This window comes from Falsirhodobacter xinxiangensis (genome assembly GCF_004959935.1).
Classification (GTDB): domain Bacteria; phylum Pseudomonadota; class Alphaproteobacteria; order Rhodobacterales; family Rhodobacteraceae; genus Falsirhodobacter; species Falsirhodobacter xinxiangensis.
Genome location: NZ_SMYN01000046.1, coordinates 1 through 5856, shown reverse-complemented (window position 1 = coordinate 5856; position 5856 = coordinate 1). Strand labels below are relative to the sequence as shown.

Below are 5856 nucleotides of genomic sequence, written 5' to 3'. Positions count from 1 at the left end.
CCGTTATCTACTGGTTATGAATCCTGACCCTAGAACTTCATGACGCAAGCGTGGGGCACATTATCCGTAGTCCAAATCGAACTCGATATCCCGCCCGGACGCGGCGATCATCTGCCGAAGCTCGGGCACAGATGGTGGCCGGTATTCGCGCCAGTCTGTCTCGATGGCTAAGCGATGAGCGACCATGTCCGCGAAGTCGCGCAGCACTGTGGGCAGGTCGCCAGTGATGACTCCCTCAAGCCGGTTGATCCGGTAGGAAAGGTGAAACTGCATCGGGCCGCCATGGAGTGTGAGGCGGCAGCAGGTAGCGCGCGCAAGGTTGGTTGGCCACGATGCGGCGATGACATTCTCGTGGGGGGCGGAGTTGGATGGTCGCGCAGTCAACCGAGCCGAACAGGCCGTTTTGATACGTGATCTTCACGGCAAAAGTGTATATTATTCTGCAGGATGACTGGGGTGGCTGCGGTCTTCGCGCTTGGCGGAGCGATCCACGACGAACATCATGATGCCGCCGATGATCAGCCCGCCAATAGGGGTGATGAGTAGAGCGATCGTCTGCATCGTGGTCATGGCTTCATCTTTCCAAGAATCCATCTCGCCATCCAATGTAGTGCAATGGCCAGAGAAAAACAAATTGCGGTAACTGCGATGCTACGGGCGTTGACTGTCGCGGGGTCGGTCAACGCCTTGATTGCTTGCGTGACGCCACCAACCGCGAACACAGCAATCGCAAGGCCGTTGACGAACGTCGCGGTCAGCTTGGTCTGCTCGTTGTGGATCGTATGGTTCGGCTGGGTCATCGCCTAGACGCGCTTTGGGGGTTCAAATCTCTGGACCGCTACCAACCCGGCGGGAGTGACGCGGTTTGGTAAGCGCTTACTTATCTTCGCGCTCAGAGTATTCACGGAGCGCCTTTGCTAGCCCACCCTGTGGCAAGCGAGGTTCGCTCCGCTCTCGCATCTGACGTACCGTATTTAGCCGCTGTTGCAGTTCCGCATGCCGCATCCGGTTCATTTGCATGTCTGCCTCAGCCGCAGCCAGTTCGCGCTCGATCATCGCCTGTTCGTTCGCTAGGGGGTCATCACTCACTAGCTCCCGATCTCTGACTGACTCGCGAAGGCGTAAGATCACTTCGGCAGACAGGCTGCGGTATGACCGGCGTGCCCGATCCTCCAGCGCGGCTTTCAAGTCTGCTGGTATAAGGAACTTGTATTGAATGCGTTCATCGTCAGTCATTGCTGACTGATGTACCAAAAATGTCCTTGACGCAATCGGACATCAAATGTACCCAAGGTACATAAGATGTACCCATGAGTGAGGATATGGAGGCTCGGCAGTTTAAATTGATGATCCCGCCAGACGTGAAGGCGTGGATAGCGGCGGAAGCCGCATGCAACATCCGATCACAGTCGGCGCAGATCGTGTTCGTTTTGAGATCAGTGATGGCAGCGGGGGGCGATCTTGGCGGAACGGCCCCCGCTGCCGGAGACGACAACGCCGCCTGACCAGAGGCGGCGCATCTAAACAGTGCTGACATAAGGAGTATCAGCCTTGTCTATCCATGAACGTAGCATCGCGCCCCGCGCATTCCAAGTGCCGGTCATCGCGGGGGTGGAGATCACCACCGACGCGCAAGGACGGTTCAATCTGAACGCCCTTCACAAAGCAAGCGGCTTGGACGATCACAAACGACCTAGCAAATGGCTTGCAACTCAACAGGCGCAGGAACTGATCGCCGAGCTAAAGGGCCAAAGCCCTAATTCGGGCTTTGGGGTTCTGAATGTGGTGAAAGGCGGACACGCTCCCGGAACCTTTGCCGCAGAAGAATTGGCTGTCAGCTACGCCGGCTGGATCAGCCCGAGCTTCCAGCTGGAGGTCAACCGGACCTTCATTGCCTGCCGCAAGGGCGAGGTGAAAGGTCGTGACCTTGCCCCCTCGGCTTCCGCCTCGCGCGAAGCCCGACTGCTATTCAAGCAGTTCATGGGTATCGGCAAAGAAATGAAGTTGGACGGGAACCAGATCATCCTGTCGGCGAACCGCGCGACGAAGTCTCTGACCGGCATCGATATGATGGGAGAGATGGGGATCGTTCAGATCGAGGCTCCGCAGCAGGAAGCCAGCCTGAACCCAAGCGACATTGGCGCTCGTCTCGGTGGCCGCACCGCGAAGGTGATCAATCTGGCTCTTACTGCTTCTGGCTTCCAGAAACAGTTCCGTGATGCGAAGGGGCATCCCTACTACGAGCCTACGGACAAGGGCGTCGAAGCAGGCGCGATCATGGTTGACACCGGGAAGAGAACGGAGACTGGCATCCCCGTGCGGCAGTTGCGTTGGGCGGGCGGCATTGTCGCGCAACTGCACGATTATCTCGAAGGCGGTGCCGCGTGATTGATATGGAAAAGCTCGGCCGGGCGTTCTTTGCCGCCCGCTTTACGCTTGATGTCGGGTGTGAACGGGTGGCTCTGGATGAACGCATCCCCGATGAGGATGCAGACGAGTTCATGGAAGCCCTAGACGCGGCGACAAGCCAATTCAAAACAATCTCGGACTCAATCGCCAAAGAAAACGAGGCGTTTTGCAGCGGTTACATCGCCGCGAACCGCGAGGCGTTGGCCGCGGGTAAGAAGTGGAGCGACGAGCGAGCCGAGAAGGTCGCCCTCCTGCGCCTCTCAGGCGACGACACGCCCGAAGATCAGATCCCGCTGTAAATCAAACGGCCCCCGGCGGCGCGGCAACGCTGTCGGAGGCCTAACCCCAAACGATCTGATAAGGAGATCGATCATGGCTCAGGCCAACAATAAGCATCGTCGTGCCTTCTTGAAAGGGGCACCTGCCGTCGGTTTCGCAGCTCTGCTGGTCGGCGCAACACCCGCAGTCGCGGCAACACCGCGCGATCCAGTCATTGCGCTGATCGCAAAATGGAAAGCCGCCCGCTCGCAATGGGATGAGGCCGCGGCGTCTGATCAGAGCGGCGCGAGTGAGTCTGCCGAGTGTCTTCGACTGGAGGACGTGCGCGAGGCGCTGGCCTGCCGCATCCACGAGACGGCACCCACCACCGCAGCGGGTATCGCCGCGCTGATGGAGTTTGCCTGGATCGACTGCGGCGCCGATTACATGGGCAGCAGCGACTGGATCGACGTCAATCGGTCTGTCGTGAAGAACATCATGGAAGCGGCGCCAGGGCTGGCGGTATAACCAACGCTTGCGGCGGCGCGCTGCCGCAGGCATATTCGCAGCACACTTCGCATGCGCAAATCACTGCAAATCCCGCGCACGACCGGCACGGGTGGTGGGGCAACCCGCTGGTAACGGTAAGGCGGTCAAGGCAAGGCGAGGCCTGGCAAGGTCGGTTGAGGCCCGTCGAGGCGGTCATGGTTATGAGGGCGGTCTTTTCGGAGGCCGCCCTTTAAATGCGCGAGGCGGGGTTTGGCTGGATAAGGCAAGCCGCGGCAAGGTGGTCACGGGGGTGGCTCTTTTTGAGGGCCACCTCACCTATTCGATAACCCAAGGTTGCTATCGGCGGAAAATCGCCTCTACGATCCTCGAAATTACGAGGGGCGAGAATCATTGGTGGCAGTTGCGGATAGCCAAGCTTTTAACTTGGCAACGGAAGACGATGCGTGGGACTTTCTTGATCGCTTCACGAAGGGTCTGGTAGAGGTAACTGACGTTGCCCAGGTCACCTTTGGTGATTGGGCCAATATTTCAGTCTACATTCCGGGGAAGCGCTACAACTCCGCCATCACTCCCTATATGATGCAGGGATGGGTTGAACTTCAGCGGTCTTTGTATCGCGCTTACGCGTTGGCTGCGTCGGGCAAGGCGGATGCCAAGAGGCTCACCGAGCGCGATAAGGAGATTTTGGAGCTTGTCGTCAAGGTCGATGAGGGCAGTTCAGACCAGAAGGTTGATCTGCAAGCCATCCTTGAAAAAGTCGCCTCATCCATGGTGGACAAGATGACGCCTACGCATATCACTGCCGTGATCGTCGCCCTCGGATTGCTTTATGCTGGAACGACGGCGACCACCACTTGGCTGAACAATCAGAAAGAGATCAAGCTGGCGGAGATCGCTCAGCAGGTCGAGACTACGCGCTCTGAGGAGCGACGCGAGTCCCTGAATGCGATCGTGAGTTTGGCCGGTCGAGATCTGGAACGGCTCCAAATCCTAGAGGAAGTAGCCAAAGAAGTTCCGATTGTCGCGGAGATAGAAGAACAAGCGAGCGCGGGGCGCGACGAGCTTGTTCGGCATGTCACCAAGACAGACGCAGTGGTAAATGGCGTGCCCATTTCCAGCGCGGCAGGGCAGAGTGTTACTAGCGCCGTCCGAACCCAAGCCGTAGAAGAAAGACTAGACGGGGTCTACACAATTCGAGGAACGGACACGACCGCAGCCACCGGATTCAGGGTTCTCCTGAGCGACAAACAAGGCCGAGAATTCACGGCAGAGGTCGCTGACGTATTGACGACGGTGGATGATCGTAATGCGATCCAGAATGCCGAATGGTCAAAAGTGCCATTGTTTTTGACGATGAACGCGAAGCTGCGGCGAGGTGAGGTCGTCGAGGCTAAGATCATGAGTGCCCGGCCTTATGACCCCGAAACGGATGGCTGAGATGAAGATGCCCTTTAGCGACGAGGGTCGCGAAGAAGTCGTGGCATTGCTCGGAACCGCGCTTATCGCGGTGCAGAACGTCGAACTCATGATCGCTAAGGTTCTGCAGTATGTTCTGCCCGAAGAGCACGGCACCGCCCCAGCGGAAGATATTGCAGCAAAGCTCAGCAAGAAAACCATGGGCGCACTCATACAAGCACTCAAGAAACGCGCCGACATCGACGAGGGTCTCGTGGCTGCGCTGGACGACTTCCTCGACAGGCGGAATATCCTTGCCCACCGTCTGCGGGATATCGCTGGCCCGAAATATGAAAGATTCGATAAGCTCGGGACCTTCGCCTATGAACTCACGGTGCAGGCGAGTTCCATTGCGCCAGTCTTTACGGACTTGCTCTTCACGTTTAGCCAGAATGCGGGTATCCAAACCAGCGTTGACGATCTGGTGCGGAAATCGATTGGTTCAGGGATGCTCGGGCAGGCCGGGCGCTTCATAAAGCCCAAGGCCTAACGCTAGAGTCTGCTACCTCTCCATCTCATCCCGCAGCGTTCCTCGGCCGTAGGATGAGGGGCTTGGGCATCAAGCCAGCTGGTAAGGAGCCAAGAATCCCCTGATCCAGCCGGGCACCGATGGCCAGCTGTAGCCGCGGTTGTCTCGCCAGGATGCCGACTCAACGACCTTCGTATTCGCTAACACCCATGCGACGGCTTCATCGTGCGGGTAAACGTAGACAGCATCGCCTTCGATGAATGCGACATGCAGGTTCTTGCCCTCATATTTGCCGTCGATGGTCAGCCGGCCCTTAAGCTGAACGCGAAGGATGTCATCGCCACCGATGTGGAGTGCGATGAAGTCGGCACCTTGGAAATCGTCGGATAGGCGGATCGAGTGGTATCCATAATCTGACAGGCAGGCGGCGACCTTGTGGAAGTTGTGGTTCTCTCGCTGCCGAGCGTTCAGTTCGGAGTAAGGGACTTTGCGAAAATTGGGCAGAGGGTCGCTCATTGACCTAGCATTCGGTTGTAGCGTTCCAGTTCGTCGCCTGACTGCCGGAGGTCATCCCAGACTTTCTCGCGAGCAGCTTCCTCACGCGCCTTCTTCTCGCCAAGAATGAACCATCCGCCGCCCGCAAGAACGGCAACACAGGTCACTGCGACCAACACCTTTAACAGTCCATCAAAACCCATGAGGCCTCCGGCAATATGCTGTGGGGCTGATCCTCCCCCACTGAAGTGGTCCGCCGT

General features: G+C 57.9%; 11 protein-coding genes. 5 read left to right on the top strand and 6 right to left on the bottom strand.

The features are described 5' to 3' along the window. Nucleotides 1–60: 60 nt before the first annotated feature. The 4 genes from E2K76_RS19910 to E2K76_RS19900 all read right to left on the bottom strand — a co-directional run bounded on the left by E2K76_RS19910 (nt 61) and on the right by E2K76_RS19900 (nt 1236). Nucleotides 61–273 carry a hypothetical protein gene (locus tag E2K76_RS19910; RefSeq protein WP_136686182.1) on the bottom strand — a complete coding sequence of 71 codons (213 nt, stop codon included), beginning with the start codon at nt 271–273 and terminating at the stop codon, nt 61–63. 162 nt (nt 274–435) lie between these two features. Beyond that, nucleotides 436–570, bottom strand: coding sequence for a hypothetical protein (locus E2K76_RS21030; protein ID WP_281280757.1), 135 nt, complete (start codon nt 568–570; stop codon nt 436–438). Beyond that, entirely contained in the window at nt 567–800 is a 234-nt protein-coding gene (locus E2K76_RS19905; RefSeq protein WP_136686181.1) for an amino acid transporter, read from the bottom strand. The genes E2K76_RS21030 and E2K76_RS19905 overlap by 4 nt, the downstream gene beginning before the upstream one ends. Before the next feature lie 76 nt (nt 801–876). Further along, nucleotides 877–1236, bottom strand: a complete 360-nt coding sequence (locus tag E2K76_RS19900) for a lysine N(6)-hydroxylase/L-ornithine N(5)-oxygenase family protein (RefSeq protein ID WP_136686180.1) — start codon at nt 1234–1236, stop codon at nt 877–879. 315 nt (nt 1237–1551) lie between these two features. Between E2K76_RS19900 and E2K76_RS19895 the strand changes: the two genes are divergently transcribed. The 5 genes from E2K76_RS19895 to E2K76_RS19875 all read left to right on the top strand — a co-directional run bounded on the left by E2K76_RS19895 (nt 1552) and on the right by E2K76_RS19875 (nt 5122). Continuing rightward, entirely contained in the window at nt 1552–2388 is an 837-nt protein-coding gene (locus tag E2K76_RS19895) for a KilA-N domain-containing protein (protein WP_220432322.1), read from the top strand. Then, nucleotides 2385–2708, top strand: a complete 324-nt coding sequence (locus E2K76_RS19890) for a hypothetical protein (RefSeq protein ID WP_136686179.1) — start codon at nt 2385–2387, stop codon at nt 2706–2708. Before E2K76_RS19895 ends, E2K76_RS19890 begins: the two co-directional genes overlap by 4 nt. Nucleotides 2709–2781: 73 nt before the next feature. Continuing rightward, on the top strand, nt 2782–3195 hold the full coding sequence (locus E2K76_RS19885; RefSeq protein WP_136686178.1) for a hypothetical protein: 414 nt from the start codon (nt 2782–2784) through the stop codon (nt 3193–3195). Nucleotides 3196–3570: 375 nt separating this feature from the next. Further along, the gene (locus E2K76_RS19880) at nt 3571–4614 is read left to right on the top strand and encodes a hypothetical protein (RefSeq protein WP_246033034.1); all 1044 of its coding nucleotides are present in this window, start codon (nt 3571–3573) and stop codon (nt 4612–4614) included. Between the two features lies 1 nt (nt 4615). Further along, a complete protein-coding gene (locus E2K76_RS19875) occupies nt 4616–5122 on the top strand; it encodes a hypothetical protein (protein WP_136686176.1) in 507 nt (168 codons plus the stop codon). A 69-nt stretch (nt 5123–5191) separates the two neighbouring features. Here the strand turns inward: E2K76_RS19875 and E2K76_RS19870 are convergent, their stop codons facing one another. Beyond that, nucleotides 5192–5617 carry a hypothetical protein gene (locus E2K76_RS19870; protein ID WP_136686175.1) on the bottom strand — a complete coding sequence of 142 codons (426 nt, stop codon included), beginning with the start codon at nt 5615–5617 and terminating at the stop codon, nt 5192–5194. Further along, a partial coding sequence (locus E2K76_RS19865; protein ID WP_220432321.1) for a hypothetical protein occupies nt 5614–5856 on the bottom strand: 243 nt, incomplete at its 5' end. The genes E2K76_RS19865 and E2K76_RS19870, both read right to left, overlap by 4 nt.